Raw genomic sequence first — 19,505 nt, forward strand, 5'->3', positions numbered from 1 at the left:
TGCGGATCGACGCCGCCGACGCTCTCCGTCGTGGATCGCGGAAAAGGGAGCAGCCGTCCGGGAACGGCCCGGACGGCCGCTACCGCCCTGAATTGGTCCCCGCTGACGCTTCGGCCCTCCAGACGAAGCGTCACTTTGGCGATTGGCAGGGATCCACTTAAACGTGCCGCACTCGGAGCGAATTTCCGGTCCTCGCCGCCGTACCCGGCGGGTCGCCCGCGATCGCACCGTCCCCGCTGCGAGACGTTTTAGTCGCCCGAGCCCCTCCGTGCGACAATGAGTGAGTGCAGATGAGCGGATCCGACGCGGTCGAACGCGCCCGGCGCGCCGCCGACGCCGAAGAGGAACTCGAGGAGACGGCGGCGGGGGAGTACGCGATCACGACGACCGTCTTCGACGCGACGGTCTCGGTGGCGAGCGACGGGGCGGAATCGACCTTCGACGTCACCGTCCGCGTGCCGATGCTCGATTCGGTGACCGCCGACCGGGTCGCACCGGTCGTCGAGGACGGCTGGTTCGACACGTTCGCGCTCCGGATGGCGGACGTTGACGGCGCGCTCCGCGGCGGCGACGAGACCGACGTCGACGTCGAACGCGAGGGCGACGAGGCCGTCGTCCGCGTCGAACTCGCGGACCTCGACGCGACGCGCGGGGCCGCGGACGCGGTGGCCGTCGCCGAGTACGCCGAGGGGACGTACGTCGAGGGGATCATTCCCGGATACGAGTACACGGAACCGGTGACGCACCTGATCCAGCAGGCGACCGACGCCGCCGGCGGCAGTCAGGGCGGCACGCCGCTGTAGCCGTTCCGAAAGAATCAGTCCATCGCGATGTACGTCTGCGTGTTCTCGATGCCGGGCATCTCGTGGATCGCCGTGGCGATCTCCTTGACGTCCTCGGGGCCGTCGACGGTGACTTTCACGATGTAGTCGACGTCGCCGGCGACGACGCTGACGCTGTCGAGCCCGTCGTCGAGCGCGAGCATGTCCGACTTCAGGCGGTCGACGTCGCCGGTGGACGCCTTGACCATCACGTAGGCGGTGACCATCAGGCGACACCCCCCTCGGGAGCGAGCCGCTCGCCGACGATCAACTGCCTGACCTCCTCGAGGACCTCGAAGTCCGAGAGCACCGCGAGGCGGTCGCCGACCTCCAGCGAGTCGTCGGCGAGCGGCAGCCCCATCGGCTTATCGGCCTTGCCGAACGCGACGATCCGCGAGTTGGCGGGGAGGGCGACCTCTTCGATCGTGTACCCGCGCATCGGCGACTGTTCGGTGACGGTCATCAACACGACCTGGAGGTTCTGTGCGACGTCCGCGATGGCGCGGATCGACCCGCCGAGCAGCGCGTTCTTCGCGCCGATCGCGCCCAGCCGTTCGGGGTAGACGACCTCGTCGACCTCGTCGGCGTACTTCTCGTAGACCTCCTCTCGATAGTCCTCGTCGACGCGGAGAACCGTCCACGTCCGGTAGTGCTTGGCGATCGAACACCCCGCGAAGTTGGTGTTCAGGTCGCTCGTGAGCGCGCCGAACCCGTCGGCCGCCTCGATACCGGCGTCCAACAGCACGTCCTCCAGCGACCCGTCGCCCTCGACGACCTCGAAGCCGTCGTCGCGGGCGTGCTCGGCCCGATCCCGGTCCCGTTCGACGAGCGTGATCTGGTGTCCCTCCTCTCTGAGAACGCGGGCGGTCCGGAGTCCGACCCGCCCGGCACCAATGATAACAAACCGCATACGGTTCCCTACGCCGTCTCCCGTCAATAATGTTTCTCCGAGCGCCCCACTCCGCCCGGCGTCGTTCGACGACCGTCGTCGCCGCACGCGCGGCGGCACAAACGCTTTGAGACGGTACCACGTACCGTGGTAGTATGGTACACGCGTTCATTATGGTGAAGACCGGCCCGGGGACGTCCGAGCAGATCGTCGAATCGATCCGCGGGCTCGCGAACGTCGCGGAGGCCCACATCGTCGCGGGCGCGTACGACATCATCGTCGAGGCGGACGCGGAGGCGGTCTACGAGATTCTGAACGCCGCCTCGAACGAGATTCAGGGCCTGACCGGCGTTACCGAGACGAAGACGTACATCGCGATGGAGTGAGGCCGGTCGTCCGCCTCCGCGGGGGGCCGCGTCCGACGAGCGTCGGCGTCTCCCGAAGCCGAATCCGTAAAGTCGGCCGCGCACCTACCGCCTGTATGGTGTCCGTCGTCGGGCTCGTCCTGTTCGCAGCAGTACTCGCGGCCCACACGCTGTTCGCGGCGGTGTTGACCCGCTTCTTCCGCCTGCGGTTGAACACGCAGTGGGGGTACGTGATCTACTCGTTCACCGTCACCCCGGTCGTCCTGCTCGTGACGACGCTCGTCTTCTTCGGCATCTTCCCCATCGGCGCGGGGTTGAACCTCGGTGCGACTGCCCTGCTCGGCGCGGCTGTCGGCCTCCCGCTCGCGCTCGGGTTCACCATCGATACGCTGTACGTCCCGTCGCCCGAAGAGATGGACCTCCCCCAGCAGCGCTGAAAGGGGATCGGTGTCGAAGCGAGTAGGGAGCAGGGTTACCGGCCCCGCGAGCGGCGTTACTGACGCTCCAGCAGGTCCTCGAAACCGGATCGCACGTCGTCGAGAACGTCCTCGAGCGGCTGCCCCGCGTCGACGCGGACGAACCGCTCGGGATCGGCGTCGATGAGTCGCTCGTAGTTCTCGCGGACCCGTTCGAGGTATGCCGCGCGCTCGAACTTGTTGGTCGCGCCCGCGCGTTCGGCTGCCGTCTCGGGGTCGACGTCGAGGTAAATCGTCCCGTCGGGCGGGTGCGTGAACGCCTCGTGGACCTCTTGGATGTACGTCAGCGGATCTCGCCCGCCGGCGAGGTACGACTCCGAGAGCGACGCGGCCTGGTAGGCGTACCGGGAGTCGGTGTACCGGTCGGTCACGACGAGAGAGCCCTCCGACAGCGCCGGTCGGACGACCCGCGAGAGGTGGTCGGCGTGATCGGCCGTGAACAAGAAGAGTTCGGCGAGGGGGTCGGCGTCGTCGTCGCCCATCGACCGGGCGACGGCGTCGCCGTACCACGAGTCGGTCGGCTCGCGGGTGAACACCGCGTCCGGGTACTCCGCTCGCAACGCCTCCCACGCGGTGCTTTTGCCGCTGCCGTCCAGTCCCTCCAGCGTGAGCAGCATACGTCGAGGTGGCGGCGAGCAGCGTTAAAACTCCTCGGAGTCGGAATCAGTCGTCGCGAGTCGCTCGGTCAACCCGCCGGTGAGCCGCCCACGATCCGGTTCGCGACAGCGCGTACACCCCGATCGCGACGAGGACGATCGTTCCGCCCGCGGCGACGTCGAACCAGTACGAAAGGGTCACGCCGAGGACCGTCGCGAGCAGTCCCGCCGCGACCGCGGCGACGATCGATCGCGGGAAGCCGCGGACGGGGGCCGCAGCCGCGACCGGGATCACGAGCATCGCGGCGACGAGGATGACGCCCATAATCTGCATCGCCGCGACGACGACGACGGCCGTCAGCACCGCGATCAGCTGCGAGTAGCGCGTCACGTCGAGACCGACGGCGCGCGCGCCCACCTCGTCGAACGTGACGTAGACGAGCGGGCGGTACGCGACCGCGACGACCGCGCTCACGACGACGCTCATCGCCAGCAAGACGGCGGCGTTGGCCCGTGTGACCGTCGCGAGCGACCCGAAGAGGTACGCGTTGATGCCGACGGCGATCCCCCCGTCGGTCGCGGTCACGAGCACGCTCCCGACGGCGAACGAGCCGGTCAGGACGATCGCGAGCGACGTGTCGCGGTACGCCCCGGCGTAGTCGATGAGCGCCTGCACCGCCAGCGCGGCGGCGGCGGCCACGACGAGGGCGGTGAGAAGCGGGGAGACCGTCACGGGGAGTACGGCGTTCACGAACAGCCCGGCCGCCACCCCCGCGAACGCCGAGTGCGCCAGCGTGTCGCCGATCATCGCCATCTCGCGGTGGACCAAGAAGCTCCCGACGAGCGGCCCGATGATCGCGACGCAGACCGCCGCAAGGTACGCGCGCTGCATGAACGGGAGCGCGAGGATCTCGAACCCGGTCAGCGCCGCGAGCAGGTCGAACGCCGTTCCCCAGAGGTCGTCGAGGATCACGTCGGTCGCGGCGTCGACGAGGCCGATCCCGGAACTGGCGAACCCGACGGCAGCGGGCGTCTGTGTCGCGATCATACGGAACTCCGCCTGTCTCTCGTCATCGGTGGTCGTGGCTGGTGATTCATCAGTGGTCGTGCTGAACGACGTGCTGTCTCTCCCCGTAGGCTGCCGCGAGGGCGTCGGTCTCGACGAACGCCTCCGGGCTGCCGTGGAAGTACAACTCCCGGTTGAGGCAGGCGACCTCGGTCGCGTGGGTCGTGACGACGCCGATGTCGTGCTCGATGAGGACGACGGTCAGGCCCTCGTCGTTCAGTTCGTGCAGGAGGTCGTAGAACGACTCCCGGGACTCGGCGTCGACGCCGGTCGTCGGCTCGTCGAGCGCCAGCAGATCGGCCTCGCCGGCCAGCGCACGCGCGATGAACACCCGTTGTCGCTGTCCGCCAGAGAGGCGGCCGACGCGGCGGTCCGCGAGGTCAGCGATCCCGACGCGCTCCATCGCGTTCGCGACCGCCCGGCGGTCGTCCTCGGAGAACCGGCCGAGGAGTCGGTGCGGATAGCGCCCCATCCGAACGACCTCGGCAACCGTGATCGGCATCTCCCCGTTGGCACTCCCGACGTCCTGCGGGACGTAGCCGATCCGCTCGCCGTGCGGGAAGTCGGTCGCCGGCTCGCCGAACAGCGAGACCGAGCCGCTATCGGGGCGTCGGAGCCCGATCAACAGCTCCAGAAGCGTCGTCTTCCCCGACCCGTTGGGCCCGACGAGCCCCAGGAACGCGCCCTCCTCGACCGTGAGTGAGACGTTCTCTAAGACCGGCTCGTCGCCGTAGGCGAACGTGACGTCCCGGGCTTCGATGGCGTTCATTCGTCCGTCAACGCCCGTTCGATCGTGGGGAGGTTCACGTTTCGCATCACGTCCACGTACCCCCACCCCTCCGCCTCCCACTCGTCGGTCAGCCCCGGCATCGACGTGAGGGGGAGGACCCCCTCGGCGTCGGTCTCCTCGACGAGTTGCTCGGCCGCGCGCTGTGACTCCAACGGGTCCGCACAGATGTACCGCAGGCCGTGCCGGTCGATCACCGCCTGCGCCCGCTCGATGTCCCGCGCCGTCGGCTGGTCGTCCGGCGAAACGTCGGTGAGCGCCTCGATCCCGACGCCGTACCGGTCGCCGAAGTACCGCAGCGAGTTGTGTCCGGCGACCAACAGCACGTCGCGTTCGGCGTCTGAAACCGCTGACTCGACGCGTCCGTGGAGGTCGTCCAGTTCGGCTCGGAACGACGCCGCGTTCGACTCGTACGCGTCGGCGTGGTCGGCGTCGAACTCGGTCAACGCGTCGCGAACGACGCGCACCGAGTCGGCGAGGCGGAGCGGGTCCATCCAGAAGTGCGGATCCATCGCAGCGCCATCTTCGCCCTCGTGGTCGTCCGCGTGGCCGTCGTCGGGGTCGTCATCCGCGTGCGTTTCCTCGTGGTCGTGATCTTCGGCGTGGGCTTCGTCCTCGTGATCGTCCGCGCCGTGATCGTGACCGCCGTCCGCAGCGAGCAGGTCGACTCCGGAACTGGCGTCGACTGTCCGTACGCCCGCGTCGTCGGCTTCGAGGTCGACGAGGATGTCGTCGACCCACGGCTGGAAGCCCTCCATCCCGTGGACGAGAAGCGACGCCTCGGAGATGGCTTCGCGGACGCGCGGGCCGGGTTCCCAGCCGTGACCGTGCTGTCCGATCGGAACGAGCAGGTCGGTACTCGCGGCGTCGCCCGCGACCGTGCGAGCGACGTCACCGAACACGAAGAACGACGACTGGACGGTCGGTTCGTCGGCGGTGTTCGATCCGGTACCGGAGGTCCCGCCGACGCAACCGGCGACTGTTCCGAGCGTTGCCATCCCCGCCGCCGATGCGAGCAGTCGGCGTCTGGTCGTCTTCATCTGTTTAATAATATGGTGCCTAGATATAATAAATTTACCATCGTAGATGCGAGTATGATAATAATTCGCACCGGCCGGTCGTGTGACGGAATCGGCAGTTACCTTTACGGCAAAACGGAGAGATATCACGGGTATGAAAGTACTCGTGGTCGGCGGCAGCGGATTCATCGGAAGCACGCTCTGCCGAGAGCTGAAGAGTCGGGGACACGAGGTGACAGCCCTCTCACGGAGTCCGAGCAGCGAGGACCTCCCGAAAGGCGTGAACAAGGTGATGGGCAACGTCACCGACTACGACTCCATCCGCGGTGCGTTCGAGGGGATGGACGCCGTCTACAACCTCGTGGCGCTCTCGCCGCTGTTCAAACCGAGCGGCGGCGACAAGATGCACGACCAGATCCACAGAAAGGGGACCGAACACGTCGTCCGCGCGGCCGAGAAGCACGAGGTCGGCCGCCTCGTCCAGATGAGCGCGCTCGGTGCCGACCCCGACGGACAGACAGCGTACATCCGATCGAAGGGCGAAGCGAGGAGATCGTCACCGAGTCCGTCCTCGATTACACGATCTTCCGACCGTCGGTCGTCTTCGGCGACGGCGGCGAGTTCGTCTCGTTCACGAAACTGCTCGCGCCGCCGTACGTCAGCGCCCTCCCCGGCGGCGGGAAGACGCGCTTCCAGCCGATCTGGGTTGGCGACCTCGTGCCGATACTCGCCGACGCGATAGAGGACGAGAAACACGTCGGCCAGATCTACGAGATCGGCGGTCCCGACAAGCTCACGCTCGCGGAGATCGCGCGGCTGATCCACGAGTCCGACGGGCGGTCTACGACCGTGGTCCCGGTCCCGATGGGCCTCGCGAAGATCGGCCTCAGTATCGGCGATCTGGTCCCGGGGTTCCCGATGGGCAAAGACCAGTACCGATCGCTGCAGTTCGACAACGTCACCGACGACAACGACGTCGGTGCGTTCGGCGTGAGCGTCGGAGAACTCACCACGCTGAAGGCGTACCTGAACGGTCGCTCCGGTGAACCCAGCGAACCGGCTACGGCGACCGCCGAGTGAGGAGCCCCTCCGCTCTCTGTATACCGAGCGGCGGAACCGGGCGCGCCTAAATATAAATCCTGAGAAATAGGTGCTTAGGTCACACTGACGGAGTTGTAACGACCGATTAACATCCCGTCGCAGTCTGCCGATTTCCGGGATATTGCGATCCTACCGCGGATTTCACACCATCACAAGGTTTATGTCCGCGTTTGCACTGGGTTACACGCAATGGCGAGGGGACCGGACAAATGAAGCTTGCAATGATCGGTTTCGGGCAGGCCGGGGGAAAGATCGTCGACAAGTTCGTCGAATACGACAAGCGCCACAACTCGGGGATCGTCCGCGCGGCGGTCGCCGTCAACACCGCGAAAGCCGACCTGATGGGACTGGAACACATCCCGAAGGACCAGCGGGTGCTCATCGGGCAGTCGCGGGTGAAGGGCCACGGTGTCGGCGCTGACAACGAACTCGGCGCAGAAGTCGCCGAGGAGGACATCGACGAAGTCCAGGGTGCGATCGACAGCATCCCGGTCCACGAGATCGACGCCTTCCTCGTCGTCGCCGGCCTCGGCGGCGGCACCGGCAGCGGCGGTTCGCCCGTGCTCGCGAAACACCTCCAGCGGATCTACACGGAACCGGTCTACGGCTTGGGGGTCCTGCCCGGCAGCGACGAGGGCGGAATCTACACCCTCAACGCCGCTCGATCGTTCCAGACGTTCGTCCGCGAGGTCGACAACCTGCTCGTCTTCGACAACGACGCCTGGCGGAAGACCGGCGAGTCCGTGCAGGGCGGCTACGACGAGATCAACGAGGAGATCGTCACCCGCTTCGGCGTCCTCTTCGGTGCCGGCGAGATCGGTCAGGGCGGCGAGGTCGCAGAGAGCGTCGTCGACTCCTCGGAGATCATCAACACGCTCGCCGGCGGCGGCGTCTCTACCGTCGGCTACGCGTCCGAAACCGTCGAGAACGACTCCTCCGGCGGCGGGCTGCTCTCGCGGATCACCGGCAGCAAAGAGGAGGACGAACTCGACACTGCCCACACCACCAACCGGATCACCTCGCTGGTTCGGAAGGCCGCGCTCGGTCGGCTCACGCTCCCCTGTGAGATCGAAGGGACCGAGCGCGCCCTGCTCGTGATGGCCGGTCCCTCCCAGCACCTCAACCGGAAGGGAATAGAGCGCGGTCGCAAGTGGATCGAAGAGCAGACCGGAAGTATGGAAGTCCGCGGCGGTGACTACCCGATTCGGGACTCCGGCAAAGTCGCGTCCGTCATTCTCCTCTCCGGCGTGACGAACGTCCCCCGGATCAAGGAGTTACAGCAGGTCGCGATCGAGGCGCAGGACAACATCGACGACATCCGAGAGGAGAGCGAAGACAATCTGGAGAACCTCATCAACGATGACGAAGACGAGCTGGAGTCGCTTTTCTAGACTCGCGCTGGCCTGTCTCTTCGTCCTCTCCGTCGCAACGGTCCCGGTCGCCGCCGTCTCGGTCGGCGACTCGGCCGTCCCCAGCGACGAGGAGGTCGGCACGGAGGTCACCGCAACAGCCACGCTGACCGAGTTGTATCAGAACCCCTCGCTGGAGTCGTGGACGCTCGCGGGGAGCACCGAACTGACCGAAGTGACGTGGACCGTCGAGTACTACGACCAGACCGGTGCGAAGGTCGATCAGCAGTCCTTCGACGGGCAGTCGTTCTCCGGCGCGCAGGTGAACGCTGACGACGGCACGAGCCGGGTCGAAGTCCGGGTCACCGGGACGGTCCCCGAGGTCGGCGATTACACGTACGATCCCGCCCAGTCGTTCACCGTGATGGGGCTCGAACAGACCCGTGAGGGCGGTTCGACGAACGAGATCGAGACGTGGACGGCGACCCACTACACCGAGGAGAGCCGCGAGGCTCGCGACGCGATCGACGAGGCGTCCACCGCCGTCGAGGAAGTCGACGACGACGAGGCCGAACGCCGGCTTCAGAACGCGATCGAGGCCTACGACGGCGAGGAGTTCAACCTCGCGGCCGACCTCGCCGGACAGGCGCAAGAGCGCGCCGAGCAGACACGGCAGTCGAACCAGCGGATGCAGCTCGCGCTCTACGGCGTGGGCGGACTCGTCGTGATCGGCCTGCTCGTCGGTGGGTTCCTCTACTGGCGCTCCCAGCAGTCGGGCCACGACAAGCTCGGCTGATCGCCGACGACCCGTTTTCCGATGCGCGTTCTCGTTCCGTACGCGACCCGCGATCCGAAGAGCCGACTCTCCCCGGTGCTCACCGACCGCGAGCGGCGGGAGTTCGCGCTGGCGATGCTCTGTGACGTCGTCGACGCCGTTCGAGCCGTCGGCTACGAGGCCGAACTGCTCGTGCCCGAACGAGTAGACCCCGCGAGCGACGTCAACGGGGAAACGCAGTCGACGGCGGCCGCCGTCGAGGACGCCGCCGACGTCCTCGGTGCGCTCCCGCAGGTAGTCGACGATCGGCCGCTGAGCGTCGCGGTGAACGCCGCGCTTGACGGCGGAGACGCGCCCGAACAGGCGGTCGTGATGGCAGACCTCGCGCTCGCGACGCCGACGGCTCTCCGGCGACTGTTCGGCGTCGGCGGCGACGTCGCGGTCGCCCCCGGCCGCGGCGGCGGGACCAACGCGCTCGTCGTCCGCGACCCCGATTTCTCGGTCGACTACCACGGCGCGTCCTACCGCGACCACCGCCGGATCGCGGCGGCGGCGGGGCTCTCGGTGGGCGTCGTCGACTCGATGCGGCTGGCGACGGACGTCGACGACCCCGCGGACCTCGCGGAGGTGCTACTCCACGGCGACGGGCGGGCGGCGGCGTGGCTCGTCGACGCCGGCTTCTCGATCGACGCCGACGACGGGCGGGTCGGCGTCGAACGCGTCTGAGCGTGCGGACGGCGGGCGGCTCGCTCGGACCGATGGCGAACAGCTGGCACTCGCGCGCGACGGAGTTCCGTCGCACCGTCCCGCGCCGACGTGCCAGACAACCGCGGCCCGACGCGGGGTTTCGTCTACCTCACAGCGCGGGTGGCCGCGCGTTCGGATATAAACGCTCGGCGAAGTGGCCGGAAGCCGACTGTTTTTGTGCGTCGGTTTCGAAGTCCGGCCAGGATGGTCCTCGCCGACGGCGTCGACGTCGACATCGACGAAGCCGACGTCGAGCGGTTGCGTTCAGTGACGCCCGCGGACGTCTCCGCGGCGGACGAACTCACCTTCTCGCGGAACGTGTTCGTCCCGCTGACGACCGCCTGCCGGTACACCTGCACGTACTGCACCTACTACGACGCGCCCGGCGAGGCGACGCTCCTCTCGCCGGAGGAGGTCCGCGAGCGACTCCGCGTCGGTGCCGACGCCGGCTGCACCGAGGCCCTGTTCACGTTCGGGGACGAGCCCGACGAGCGCTACGCGGAGATCCACGAACGGCTGGCGGAGTGGGGCTACGACGACATCCTCGCGTACCTCCGGGAGTGCTGTGAGATCGCGCTAGAGGAGGGACTGCTCCCGCACTCGAACCCGGGTGATTTGACCGAGAGCGAGTTCGAGCGGCTCGCGCCGGTCAACGCCAGTATGGGCGTGATGCTGGAGACGACCGCGGACGTGCGGGCGCACTCGGGGGCGCGGCGGAAGACGCCCGCCCAGCGGATCGAGACGATCCGGGCGGCCGGGCGAGTCGGCGTGCCGTTCACGACCGGAATCCTGGTCGGCATCGGCGAGACGTGGCGCGACCGCGCCGAGAGCCTGCTCGCGATCGCCGCGCTCCACGAGCGCTACGACCACGTCCAGGAGGTGATCGTCCAGAACGTCGTGCCGAACGACCGCTCGGACTTCGAGCGCCCCTCGGTCGCGACGATGCGCCGAGTCGTCGCGATGGCGCGCGCTGCGCTCCCGGAGAGCGTGTCCGTGCAGGTGCCGCCGAACCTCTCGCCGACCCGGGAGCTGTTGGACTGCGGCGTCGACGACCTCGGCGGCGTCTCGCCGGTCACGGACGACTACATCAACCCGGCGTACGAGTGGCCGGCGCTCGGGGAGTTGACGGAACTGGCTGACGACGCCGAGGTGCCGCTGTACGAGCGCCTCCCGGTGTACGATCGATACCTCCCGAAATGTCTGCGCCGGGACGACTTCGCGGGGCGTCCGGCGGCGGGGACGTGGCTCGGGCGGCCGGTCAGGCGGGCGCTCGACGATCCGGGCGTCCACGGGCGTCGGTACCGCGGCGTCGCGCAGCGAGACGGGCCGCTCGACGTCGAATCGCCGCGAACAGCCGAGGCCGACGACTGACTCCGTCGACGGACGCACCGACAGCGGTCAGATGCCGAGCCAGTCCGGGACGCGTTTTCTGAAGAGCGTGTAGGCGGCCGCGATGACGACACCGCCGACTACGAGTCCGCGGAGCCAGCCGTCGAAAGTCGCGGCTGCGGGGACCGCAAGAACGACCGTGAGCAGGAGGTCCTCGGGCGCGCCGTCGTAGCGGACGAGGTAGCGCGGCCGCAGCCAGCGGCGACGAGGGTGCAGGTAGACCGCCCGATCGGACGTCCGCTCCCACGGCCTGAGTTCCTCTCCCGCACCGAACCAGTCCGAGATCGAGTGAAGCCCGGCCGCGAGGAAGCCGAGGGCGATAGCGACCGTCAGCGGACCCGGTGCGGCGACGGCGAAGACGCCGGTGAAGACGCCGAGCACGGAGTAGTAGACCGGAAAGTGCAGCGTCTTGCGGTGGACGCCAATAAAGAGGTCGACGTCGGGGAGGATCCCGCCGAGGACCGCCCCGACCGCGGCGGGGAGCGCGAGCGCGGGCGCGGCCGCCGCCACCGGGACGGCGAGCAGGAGTCCCGAGGCGACGTGCGTGGTGACCATCATCGGTGGAAGGAACGAACGCGACGGACTTGAGGCTGCGGGCGCACCGCGTGGAAGCCCGCGGTGTCGAGGTCCGAAGACGCTAGTCGTCGGCGTAGGCTGGACCCGTCCGCTCGCCTCCTGGGCGGTCGAGCAGCGGCGACCCGTCCGCACGCGGGCCGAGCCGCGGCCCGTGAACCGCGGCGTCGACGTCGATCGGCCGCCGCGTCCGGTAGTCCGTCGAGCGCTCGACGGGGCGTCGACCGATCGCCGAGACCATCTCGACGTACTCGGAAAACGAGCGGAACTCGCCGTAGGAGCCGCCCGCCCGCGTCGTGATCTCCTCGGAGAGGATCGTCCCCATAAAGTCGTTCGCGCCGCAGTTGAGCAGTTTCAGGCCCTTCGCGTTGCCGTACTTCACCCACGAAGACTGGACGTTCTCGACGTTGTCGAGAAAGAGCCGGGCGACGGCGACGAGCAGTTCATCCTCGGCGTCCGTCGCGCCGCCGGCGACGACGCCGCGCTCGAACAGCGGCGTGTTCTCGTGGACGAACGACAGCGGGACGAACTCGGTGATCGCCCCGGTCCGGTCCTGGAGGTCGCGGAGCACCTTCAGGTGGTGCACGCGGTGGGCCTCGTTCTCGACGTGGCCGTACATCATCGTCGAGGTGACGTCGAGGCCGGCGTCGACCGCGCCCTCGATCGCCGCGACCCACTCGTCGGTGGAGATCTTCCCCGGACAGATGACCTCTCGGACCTCCTCGACGAGAATCTCCGCGGCGGTGCCGGGCGCGGAGTCGAGCCCCGCCGACCGGAGCGTCCGGTACACGTCCTCGTAAGACCACTCCGTCCCGCGGCGGGCGTGCTGGGCCTCCTCCGGCGTCATCGAGTGCAGGTGGACGCCGCCGACAGACATCGCGCGCAGCTGCTCGACGTACGTTCCCGGATCGGTCTCGTACGCCTCCGGCGGTTTGTAATCGACCGTGCTTGCGGGATCCTCGTGGGCCGCGAGGATCTCGCGGTGCTCCGCGTCCAGCGCGAACGCCGGGTGCAGTCCCGACACCGACGTCACCTCGTAGATCCCCATATCGAGCGCGTCCTCGACGATCGCGCGCGACTCCGCCGGGGTCTTGGTGAAACCGGCGTGTTCGCCGTCGTAGTCGGCCTCGAACTGGTGGGCGGTGTCCTTGAAGTTGCAGAACAGACAGCCGGTGTTGCACGCGGTCGTGACGTTGTTGTTCAGGTTCGCGACGAACGTCACGTCCTCGCCGACGACCGCCGCGCGCCGCCTGTCGGCCGCTTCGAGGACCTGCTCCTTGCGGACCGGGTCGATCTCCGCCCGCTCGGTGCCCGTGGTGATGAGTTCGACCCCGTCGTCGACCGAGAGGCGCTCGCCCGACCGGGCCTTCGCCAGCGCGTTCTCGAACGACTGGTCCGTCTCCGGGACGATCTCGAAGTCGAAGCCGGACGAGTCGTTCCCCGTTGGCGCTGGCTCGCGCATACTCGGTAGGGGAGGGCGGTGCCCAAAAAACTGGGCCCCTCGGCGACGCTGGTCGGCCGCGGGCGGGATCGATCGGCGGCCGCAGAGATATCCGAGAACGTGAATAGGTCGTGTCGATCTCGTTCGGAAGTGCGCACGAGAGTGGAAGGATTCTTGTGCGCTCCCGCGCCAGTTCGGCGTATGACGAGCGTCAAGGAGTTCCGCGTCGAGTCGGAGCCGACCGCGACGGACCTCGGCCGCGGCCGGTTCGTCTTCACCGACCAGTACTCCGTCTTCGACTGGGGGGAGATGCCCGATCACGTCCCGAAGAAGGGTGCCTCGCTCTGTACGATGGGCGCGTACAACTTCGAGTTGCTGGCCGAGCACGGCGTCCCGACGCACTACGCGGGCGTGTACGACGCGGCTGGGAACGGCCCCGTCGCGCTTGGCGAGTGCGAGGAACCGCCGACCGAGATGGCGATCGAACTCACGCAGGTCCCGGACCTGCCGTTCCTCGGCGACGGCGAGTACGACTACGACGCCTACCACGACGCCGCGGGCGAGAACTACCTGATCCCGCTGGAGGTCGTCTTTCGGAACACGGTCCCGATCGGGTCGAGCCTCCGCTCTCGCGCGTCGCCGGCCGACTACGGCGTCGACGTCGACGGGGCCGACCTCGACGCCCACGGGTGGCCCGACGAGGTCGTCGACCTCCCCGAACCCGTCGTCGAGTTCTCCACGAAGTACGAGGAGCAGGACCGGTATCTCTCCCGCGCGGAGGCCGACCGCATCGCGGGGGTCGCCGAACTCGACGCCCTGGAGTCGGTCGCGCTCGCGGTGAACGACGTGCTCAACCGCCGCGCCGAGGAGCGGGGCTTCGTCCACGAGGACGGCAAGATCGAGTGTCTCTACCACGGCGGCGAGATCAGCGTCGCCGACGTCGTCGGCACGTTCGACGAGAACCGCTTCTCCTACGAGGGCCAGGAGCTCTCGAAGGAGGTCGTCCGCCAGTACTACAAGCGGACCGACCCCGAGTGGGTCGCGGCCGTCTCCGAGGCGAAATCGAGCGCCCGCGAGGAAGGCATCGCCGACTGGAAGACGCTCTGTGAGCACTCGCCGGAGCCGCTCCCGGCGGACGTCCTCGAGGGCGTCTCGAACCTCTACGCGTCGGGGACGAACGCCTACACGGGGAGGGAGTGGTTCGACGCCCCGGCGATCGAGGACGCGGTCGACGCCGTTCGGGACCTGTAGCGTCCCGCCTCCCCGACCACCACGTTCGTGTATATCCGAATCACTCCAAAACGTCTTTTACACACGACCGCGCACTACCAAGCGATGACGACGTACACCGCGACGGTGACGGTTCGCCTCAAGCGGGGCGTGTTGGACCCCGAAGCCGAGACGACGAAGCGCGCGCTCGAACGCCTCGGCTTCGAGCTGTCGGCCCTCCGCTCGGCCGACCAGTTCGAGATCGACCTCGACGCCGACTCCGCCTCGGCGGCGGCAGACCGCGCCGACGAGATGGCCGAGCGCCTGCTCGCGAACCCGACGATCCACGACTACGACGTCGAGGTGGACGAAGCCTGATGACGGTCGCAGTGGTCCAATTCGGCGGCTCGAACTGCGACCGCGACGCCGTCCGCGCGCTCGGACACGTCGGGGTCGACGCCGAGCGCGTCTGGCACGAGGACGGCCTGCCCGCCGACGTCGACGGCGTCGTCCTCCCCGGCGGCTTCTCCTACGGCGACTACCTCCGGGCGGGCGCGATGGCCGCGCACTCCCCGATTATGAACGAGGTTCGCGACGCCGCCGAGGATGGGACTCCGGTACTCGGCGTCTGCAACGGCGCGCAGATCGGCTGCGAATCGAAGCTGACGCCCGGCGCGTTCACGACGAACGCCAGCGCGCGCTTCCAGTGTGAGTCGGTCCACCTCCGCGTCGAGAACGCGGACACGCCCTGGACCGCCGCCTACGACGCCGGCGACGTGATAGAGATCCCGATCGCCCACGGCGAGGGCCGCTTCGAGATCGGCGAGGAGCGCTACGAGGAACTCGTCGCCGACGATCGGATCGTCTTCCGCTACTGCGACGCCGCCGGGAACATAACTGAAAAGGCGAACCCCAACGGCTCCCGCGGCAACGTCGCCGGCATCCTCGGCGAGTGCGAAACCGTCGCCGTGATGATGCCGCACCCCGAGCGCGCGACGCTCCCGGATCTCGGCCGGAGCGTCGACGGGCAGGGGGTCCTGTCGGCGTTCGTCTGAGCGGGCCGGCAGTCGTCGCTCCGGTGGCGACGCGGGGGGCGAGTCGTCGCCGGACCAATTATGTCGGCGGCGACGGACATTCCACTATGGCGTCCCTCCAGACGAAACTCCGCCGACTGCCCGGAGAGCGACCGCTCCTCGCGCTCGCGCTCTCGATTCTGGTCGTCGAGGTCGTCGGCGCGTCGGGGTCGATCTTCACCGTCCAGGGGCTCGGCGAGTGGTACGACTCGCTCGTCCGGCCCGCCGTCGCGCCGCCGAACTGGGTGTTCGGGCCCGTCTGGACCACGCTGTTCGCGCTGATGGGCACGGGGCTGTGGCTCGTCTGGAAGCGCGCGGGCGACGCGCCGAGAGCGGTCCGCCTCGCCGTCGCCGTCTTCGCCGTCCACTTCCTCTTCAATCTGGGCTGGTCGGCCGCGTTCTTCGGGCTGCGCGAGATCGGTCTGGGTCTCGCGGTCATCGCCGTCCTCTGGGTACTGATCGTCGCGACGATGTGGGTGTTCGCCCGCGTGGACCGGCGCGCGGCGCTGTTGCTGGTGCCGTATCTCCTGTGGGTAACCTTCGCGGCCTACCTCAACTACCGCTTTTGGGTGCTGAACTGAGAGACCGGGTTACCGGACCAGCGGCATCCCGTAGCTCGTCTCCGCCTCGACGACGTACTCCCAAGTGTCCTCGCAGTCGCAGGAGACCTGCGAGAACACCGAGGGGTCCTGCCGCTTGTCGAATCCTTGATCGCCTTCTGCACTCTGTCGTCGCACTCGCCACAGTTGTGCGGGCCGCGGTCGGAGCCGTGGCCGACGGGGTCGGAGACGACGATGGCGTCGACGTCGGCCGTCTGTTCGAGCACCTCGGCGACCGACCAGAGCCACGGCGGGCGGTAGCCGCCGCGGAAGAACAGTTCGTCGACCATCGTGTACCGCTGGACGTTCGTCGGGTTCATCGAGACGGTGTGACAGCCGTCGACCGCGGCGCACTTCCGAACTGAGGAGATCATGTCCTCGATCGCCTCCGACTCCGAGAGGAACGGCGGCTTCATCAGGAGGTACGCCTTCACGCCCGCCGAGACCCCGTCGGCGTCGATGTCGGCGTCGCGGGCCTCCGCGCAGGCGGCCTCGAAGTCGGCGAAGTCGAAGTACTTGTTCACGCAGTCGTGACGGACGCGGTCGGTCGCGGTTTCGAGGCCGATCGCGACGTCGGTGGAGAGGCCGACGTCGGTGAACTCGGCGATCTTCTCGCGGTCGACGAAGTCCGGCAGCGACTCGACGACGATCCGCTCGCGGTCGGCGAACGTCTCCGCGATGGCGCGTCTCGTCTCCGCGCCGACCTCGCGCTCGTCGAGGAACGACCCGGAGGTGTAGATCTTGATCAGGTCTGCGGGTTCCTCGGCGTTCTCCGCCTCGTGTTCCAGACAGACGTCGATCTGGTCCATCAGGGCGTCGTGGGCGACGCTGCCGCCCTCGACGCTCTCGGCGACGTAGCCGCACATCGTGCACCCGCCGGCCCGCGCCCACCGGCAGCCGCCCGTGTTGAGGATGATCGTCAGCGACGTGACGACGCCGTCGGGCGTGTTGTCCTCGTCGAGCCAGACCCGCGTCGGCTCGTGCGGATCGTAGTGTTTTTCCTTTTCGCTACGGATCTCCCGCATCACCTGGTTGTGGGCGTCCATCCCCTTCCCGCGCTCGTAGACCTCGGGGCTCGATTGACTCATTGGAGTCCGGTACTCGGCGGGCCGGTAAATCTCCGTCGTCTGTGCGACATCGCCAGTGGTGTCCGACCGCAGGCGACACGAAGTCCGAACGGTGGAGTAACCGGTTTCGATTACTCGGGAGCGGTAACGACTAACAGATTACGGGCCCTACTAATTAATGGACATTAACTATGAGTAATTTGGGAGGATTCAACGACCACGTCGCCCGCATCGACCTCACGAGCGGCGACGTCGGCTACGAGGGAATCGACGAAGAGGACGCGCGCAAGTACATCGGCGGGCGCGGCCTCGGCGTGAAGTACGTGTTCGATCAGGGCCCCGACGTGGACCCGGAGGGGCCCGAGAACCTGCTCGCGCTGATGACCGGCCCGCTCACGGGGACGCAAGCGCCGATGAGCGGTCGGATCGCCGTCTGTACGAAATCGCCGCTTACCGGCACCGTGACCGACTCTCACCACGGCGGGTGGTCCGGCGCTCGACTCAAGTGGTCGGGCTTCGACGGCCTGCTCTTCGAGGGGCAGGCCGACGAACCGGTCTACGCCTACATCGAAGACGGCGAGGTGGAACTCCGTGACGCCTCGGAGATGTGGGGTCTGGGCGTCCACGACACGATGGAGAAGATCGAGGCCGACCACGACGGCCAGTTCGGCAAGAACCTCTCGGCGATGGCGATCGGGCCGGGCGGCGAGAACGGGACGAAGTTCGCCTGCATCATGAACGAGGACGACCGCGCCTCGGGCCGGGGCGGCACCGGCTGCGTGATGGGGTCGAAGAACCTGAAGGCCGTCGTTATCAAGTCTGGCACGAAGATGCCCAAGCCCGAGAAGCCGGAGACGTTCACCGAGGGCTACCAGCAGGCGATGCAGCTCATCACCGAGTCCGACGTCACCGCGCCGAACGAGGGCGGGCTGTCGATGTACGGCACGAACGTCCTGATGAACCTCACCGAGGAGCTAGACGGGCTGCCGACCAGAAACGGGCGGTACACCTCGACGCACTCGGAGGCCGAGGCGGACCCCAGCGAACCGAACATCGACTCGGAGAACGTCTCCGGGGAGAACGTCCGCGAGAACATCCTCGTCGACGAGCCGACGTGTCACTCCTGCCCGGTCGCCTGCAAGAAGGAGACCGAGGTCACCTACGAGCGGAAGGGCGAGGAGCTGAACGTCCGCGGCGAGTCCTACGAGTACGAGTCCGCGTACGCGCTGGGTCCGAACTCGATGAACGACGACCGCGACAGCATCGCCGTGATGATCAACATGTGCAACGACCTCGGGATCGACACCATCGAGGCCGGAAACATGCTCGCGATGGGGATGGAGATGACCGAGCAGGGCAAGCTCGACGACCTCGGCGACGGGGTCGAGTGGGGCGACGTCGAACACATGATGGACCTCCTCGAGGAGATGGCCCACCACTCCTCGGACCTCGGGAAGCTCCTCGCGAAGGGCCCCCGCCGCGTCGCCGACGAGCGCGACGCCCACGACAACTCGCTGGCCGTCAAGGGCCAGACGATCGCCGCCTACGACCCCCGCGCGATGAAGGGGATGGGCATCGGCTACGCGACCTCGAACCGCGGCGCGTGTCACCTCCGCGGGTACACGCCGTCGGCGGAGATCCTCGGCATCCCCGAGAAGGTCGACCCGACCGAGTGGGAGGGTAAGGGCGAGCTCTGTGCGCTCTTCCAGGACCTCCACGCCATCTCGGACTCCTTCGACATCTGCAAGTTCAACGCCTTCGCGGAGGGCATCGACGAGTACGTCGCCCAGTACAACGGGATGACCGGCCGCGACGTCACCGAGGACGAGCTGATGGAGGCGGGCGACCGCATCTACACGCTCGAGCGCTACTACAACAACCTCGTCGGCTTCGACGGCGACGACGACTCGCTGCCGGGCCGGTTCGTCGAGGGCGAGGAGGCGATCCCCGGCCAGGGCGCGGCCGAGGGCGAACTCTGTGAGCTCGACAAGATGAAAGAGGAGTACTACGAGCGCCGCCAGTGGGTCGACGGCGTCGTCCCCGACGAGCGCCTCGAAGAACTGGAGATCGACGTCGGACCCGGCACGGGCGTCTCCCGCGGCGACAGCCCGGCACCGGCCGACGACTGATCGCGGTTTCGGCGGACTGACGAGCGACCAACGG

Annotated in this window: 20 protein-coding genes and 2 pseudogenes; 13 read left to right on the forward strand and 9 right to left on the reverse strand. The window is 67.9% G+C overall.

Going from position 1 to position 19,505, the window contains the following annotated elements; all coding sequences use genetic code 11:
* The first annotated feature begins 290 nt into the window (after positions 1-290).
* Positions 291-803, forward strand: a complete 513-nt coding sequence (locus tag ACP99_RS01780; RefSeq protein WP_049984954.1) for a DUF5813 family protein — start codon at positions 291-293, stop codon at positions 801-803.
* 14 nt (positions 804-817) lie between these two features.
* Here ACP99_RS01780 and ACP99_RS01785 read toward each other — a convergent pair whose 3' ends face one another.
* A complete protein-coding gene (locus ACP99_RS01785; protein ID WP_049984955.1) occupies positions 818-1,048 on the reverse strand; it encodes an Lrp/AsnC ligand binding domain-containing protein in 231 nt (76 codons plus the stop codon).
* Positions 1,048-1,731, reverse strand: a complete 684-nt coding sequence (locus ACP99_RS01790) for a potassium channel family protein (RefSeq protein ID WP_049984956.1) — start codon at positions 1,729-1,731, stop codon at positions 1,048-1,050. The genes ACP99_RS01785 and ACP99_RS01790 overlap by 1 nt, the downstream gene beginning before the upstream one ends.
* A 134-nt stretch (positions 1,732-1,865) precedes the next feature.
* Between ACP99_RS01790 and ACP99_RS01795 the strand changes: the two genes are divergently transcribed.
* Positions 1,866-2,096, forward strand: a complete 231-nt coding sequence (locus ACP99_RS01795; RefSeq protein WP_049984957.1) for an Lrp/AsnC family transcriptional regulator — start codon at positions 1,866-1,868, stop codon at positions 2,094-2,096.
* Between the two features lie 95 nt (positions 2,097-2,191).
* The gene (locus ACP99_RS01800; protein WP_049984958.1) at positions 2,192-2,512 is read left to right on the forward strand and encodes a hypothetical protein; all 321 of its coding nucleotides are present in this window, start codon (positions 2,192-2,194) and stop codon (positions 2,510-2,512) included.
* A gap of 56 nt (positions 2,513-2,568) precedes the next feature.
* Here the strand turns inward: ACP99_RS01800 and tmk are convergent, their stop codons facing one another.
* Genes tmk through ACP99_RS01820 form a run of 4 tightly spaced genes read right to left on the reverse strand, consistent with a single transcriptional unit; the run spans position 2,569 to position 6,040 of the window.
* Complete coding sequence (gene tmk, locus ACP99_RS01805) at positions 2,569-3,168, reverse strand: dTMP kinase (protein ID WP_049984959.1); 600 nt, start codon at positions 3,166-3,168, stop codon at positions 2,569-2,571.
* A 46-nt stretch (positions 3,169-3,214) separates the two neighbouring features.
* Positions 3,215-4,195 (reverse strand): metal ABC transporter permease, encoded by a 981-nt coding sequence (locus ACP99_RS01810; protein WP_081927040.1) that lies wholly within the window; start codon positions 4,193-4,195, stop codon positions 3,215-3,217.
* A 49-nt stretch (positions 4,196-4,244) separates the two neighbouring features.
* Positions 4,245-4,982 carry a metal ABC transporter ATP-binding protein gene (locus ACP99_RS01815; RefSeq protein WP_049984960.1) on the reverse strand — a complete coding sequence of 246 codons (738 nt, stop codon included), beginning with the start codon at positions 4,980-4,982 and terminating at the stop codon, positions 4,245-4,247.
* On the reverse strand, positions 4,979-6,040 hold the full coding sequence (locus ACP99_RS01820) for a metal ABC transporter substrate-binding protein (protein ID WP_049984961.1): 1,062 nt from the start codon (positions 6,038-6,040) through the stop codon (positions 4,979-4,981). Before ACP99_RS01820 ends, ACP99_RS01815 begins: the two co-directional genes overlap by 4 nt.
* 133 nt (positions 6,041-6,173) lie before the next feature.
* On the opposite strand from ACP99_RS01820, the pseudogene ACP99_RS01825 reads away from it, so the two are divergent.
* The 5 genes and pseudogenes from ACP99_RS01825 to cofG all read left to right on the forward strand — a co-directional run bounded on the left by ACP99_RS01825 (position 6,174) and on the right by cofG (position 11,362).
* A pseudogene (locus ACP99_RS01825) lies at positions 6,174-7,099 on the forward strand (complex I NDUFA9 subunit family protein).
* 230 nt (positions 7,100-7,329) lie between these two features.
* On the forward strand, positions 7,330-8,511 hold the full coding sequence (locus ACP99_RS01830) for a tubulin/FtsZ family protein (RefSeq protein WP_081927042.1): 1,182 nt from the start codon (positions 7,330-7,332) through the stop codon (positions 8,509-8,511).
* Positions 8,480-9,265 carry a hypothetical protein gene (locus ACP99_RS01835; RefSeq protein WP_049984963.1) on the forward strand — a complete coding sequence of 262 codons (786 nt, stop codon included), beginning with the start codon at positions 8,480-8,482 and terminating at the stop codon, positions 9,263-9,265. Before ACP99_RS01830 ends, ACP99_RS01835 begins: the two co-directional genes overlap by 32 nt.
* 21 nt (positions 9,266-9,286) lie before the next feature.
* Positions 9,287-9,970 carry a 2-phospho-L-lactate guanylyltransferase gene (gene cofC / locus ACP99_RS01840; protein ID WP_049984964.1) on the forward strand — a complete coding sequence of 228 codons (684 nt, stop codon included), beginning with the start codon at positions 9,287-9,289 and terminating at the stop codon, positions 9,968-9,970.
* Positions 9,971-10,195: 225 nt separating this feature from the next.
* Positions 10,196-11,362: a 7,8-didemethyl-8-hydroxy-5-deazariboflavin synthase subunit CofG gene (cofG, locus tag ACP99_RS01845; protein ID WP_049984965.1), complete on the forward strand. Its 1,167-nt coding sequence runs from the start codon at positions 10,196-10,198 to the stop codon at positions 11,360-11,362.
* 27 nt (positions 11,363-11,389) lie between these two features.
* Here cofG and ACP99_RS01850 read toward each other — a convergent pair whose 3' ends face one another.
* Together ACP99_RS01850 and cofH are read right to left on the reverse strand one after the other, a co-directional pair.
* The gene (locus ACP99_RS01850; protein WP_049984966.1) at positions 11,390-11,938 is read right to left on the reverse strand and encodes a hypothetical protein; all 549 of its coding nucleotides are present in this window, start codon (positions 11,936-11,938) and stop codon (positions 11,390-11,392) included.
* Positions 11,939-12,017: 79 nt separating this feature from the next.
* A complete protein-coding gene (gene cofH / locus ACP99_RS01855; protein WP_049984967.1) occupies positions 12,018-13,415 on the reverse strand; it encodes a 7,8-didemethyl-8-hydroxy-5-deazariboflavin synthase subunit CofH in 1,398 nt (465 codons plus the stop codon).
* Positions 13,416-13,595: 180 nt separating this feature from the next.
* Between cofH and ACP99_RS01860 the strand changes: the two genes are divergently transcribed.
* The 4 genes from ACP99_RS01860 (at position 13,596) to ACP99_RS01875 (ending at position 16,257) form a co-directional block, all read left to right on the forward strand.
* Positions 13,596-14,645: a phosphoribosylaminoimidazolesuccinocarboxamide synthase gene (locus tag ACP99_RS01860; RefSeq protein ID WP_049984968.1), complete on the forward strand. Its 1,050-nt coding sequence runs from the start codon at positions 13,596-13,598 to the stop codon at positions 14,643-14,645.
* Positions 14,646-14,729: 84 nt separating this feature from the next.
* Complete coding sequence (purS, locus tag ACP99_RS01865) at positions 14,730-14,981, forward strand: phosphoribosylformylglycinamidine synthase subunit PurS (RefSeq protein WP_049984969.1); 252 nt, start codon at positions 14,730-14,732, stop codon at positions 14,979-14,981.
* Positions 14,981-15,658, forward strand: a complete 678-nt coding sequence (gene purQ / locus ACP99_RS01870; protein ID WP_049984970.1) for a phosphoribosylformylglycinamidine synthase I — start codon at positions 14,981-14,983, stop codon at positions 15,656-15,658. Before purS ends, purQ begins: the two co-directional genes overlap by 1 nt.
* Positions 15,659-15,744: 86 nt before the next feature.
* The gene (locus ACP99_RS01875; RefSeq protein ID WP_049984971.1) at positions 15,745-16,257 is read left to right on the forward strand and encodes a TspO/MBR family protein; all 513 of its coding nucleotides are present in this window, start codon (positions 15,745-15,747) and stop codon (positions 16,255-16,257) included.
* Between the two features lie 9 nt (positions 16,258-16,266).
* On the opposite strand, the pseudogene ACP99_RS01880 reads toward ACP99_RS01875, so the two are convergent.
* Positions 16,267-17,363: pseudogene (locus ACP99_RS01880) on the reverse strand (archaeosine biosynthesis radical SAM protein RaSEA).
* Positions 17,364-17,533: 170 nt separating this feature from the next.
* Between ACP99_RS01880 and ACP99_RS01885 the strand changes: the two are divergent.
* Complete coding sequence (locus tag ACP99_RS01885; protein ID WP_049984972.1) at positions 17,534-19,471, forward strand: aldehyde ferredoxin oxidoreductase family protein; 1,938 nt, start codon at positions 17,534-17,536, stop codon at positions 19,469-19,471.
* The last annotated feature ends 34 nt before the right edge of the window (positions 19,472-19,505 follow it).

Origin of the sequence: Halobellus rufus (assembly GCF_000739575.1) — an archaeon.
GTDB lineage: Archaea > Halobacteriota > Halobacteria > Halobacteriales > Haloferacaceae > Haloquadratum > Haloquadratum rufum.